General features: G+C 52.9%; 1 protein-coding gene. It reads left to right on the forward strand.

Translation table 11 applies throughout. The annotated features are described in order from the left end of the window. The first annotated feature begins 234 nt into the window (after nucleotides 1-234). On the forward strand, nucleotides 235-1197 hold the full coding sequence (locus Poly21_RS26820) for an IS110 family RNA-guided transposase (protein ID WP_146410137.1): 963 nt from the start codon (nucleotides 235-237) through the stop codon (nucleotides 1195-1197). Nucleotides 1198-1502: the final 305 nt, after the last annotated feature.

Consider the following 1502-nt stretch of genomic DNA (forward strand, 5'->3'; position numbering starts at 1 on the left):
CCCTAGTATGTCTCATGTTGGCAGTTTCAACCATCTTGAATCAGGATGTTGACTGTTGATGCCCCGCAGCAGCCTGCAGCCGTTGCGAGGCACTGCCGCGTAGATCGTATTTGCCCCTAGGTCGCTTAGACACCGTGGGATAGCTTGACTCGCGCGGCAGTTTGTTTTGAACCCGAACCGTCGCTAGATCGGCCGCCTGCGGCTAGATCGTATTTACTAGGATGGGACCTAACTTTGAAGACTAATTATTCTCGCGTGATCGGTGTCGATGTAGCTTCTGAAGAGCTCGACATCGACGATTCCGAGCAAAAGATCGCCCAAGCGGTGCCCAATACGGTTGCGGCCGTCGCAAAGAAGCTGGTCGCCAGGATTAAATCGCCCAGCAACACGCTGGTTGTCTGCGAAGCGACTGGGGGCTACGAGCACGTGCTTGTCGACGCGATGCACGAAGCGGGTATTCCCGTTTGCATCGCTAATCCACGCCAAGTTCGTGACTTTGCAAAGGGCCATGGCTATTTGGAGAAGAGCGACGTCATTGATGCCCGAATGATTCGACGTTTTGGCGAGGATGTCGAGATCCATTTGACACAGCAAAGGTGCCCCGAAGAGAAACGCCACCAAGCGCTTGTGCGTCGGCGTTGCCAAGTCATAGGATTGCTCAATGCGGAGAGAAACCGTCTTGCGCAAACACATGATTGCTATGCTTGCGAATTGATCGAACTCACGATTCTACACCTGCAAACGCAGCTAAAATCAATTGATGAGCAGCTGGAGGCGTTGCTCACCGAGCGAGCTAAGACGGATCCGAAGGTCAATATTCTTCTGAGCGTACCAGGTGTCGGTAGCATTACTGCTTCGACCATTCTGGCAGAATTGCCAGAGCTGGGGACTCTCAGCCGGGCACAGATTGCAAAGCTCGTCGGGGTGGCGCCAATCATTAATCAAAGTGGCAAGTCGGACAAGAAACGCCGTGCACGAGGAGGCCGCTCGCAAGTTCGCTGCGTGCTTTACATGGCAGCCATGTCTGCAGCCCAACACAATCCGGTGATTAAACGCTTCTACTCAGGTTTGCGCTCACGTGGAAAATTAGCCAAGGTGGCTCAAACCGCATCGATGCGAAAGCTGGTCACAATCCTAAATGACATGGTTCGCAATGGAGAATCATGGCGGAAGGCAGACGTAAGCCTATCGAAATAAAAGAGGCGACCACAGCACCGTCGTAAAACAGCAACTCTGATCGCCTCACGTGCTCGATACATCATTGAGGCATCGGCGACTGGGTTATCCCTCACGAGGTTGCATCTCTGCAGAGCCTCGATCTGTTTCACCCAGCGGGTGCATTATAATGCTGCGCCCAGAGATTGTAAAATCATTTGAACATCTGGCGCCATGCCTGAAAAATCTCGGGGGTTCGGGGGCTGGCCCCTGACCAGCATGGGCGAAGGAATCAAAAACTTCAAGATTTTTGATCTGCGCTATTGCCAAAAACAACACCGTCGCTA

Source organism: Allorhodopirellula heiligendammensis (assembly GCF_007860105.1).
In the GTDB taxonomy this organism is placed as follows: Bacteria; Planctomycetota; Planctomycetia; order Pirellulales; family Pirellulaceae; genus Rhodopirellula; species Rhodopirellula heiligendammensis.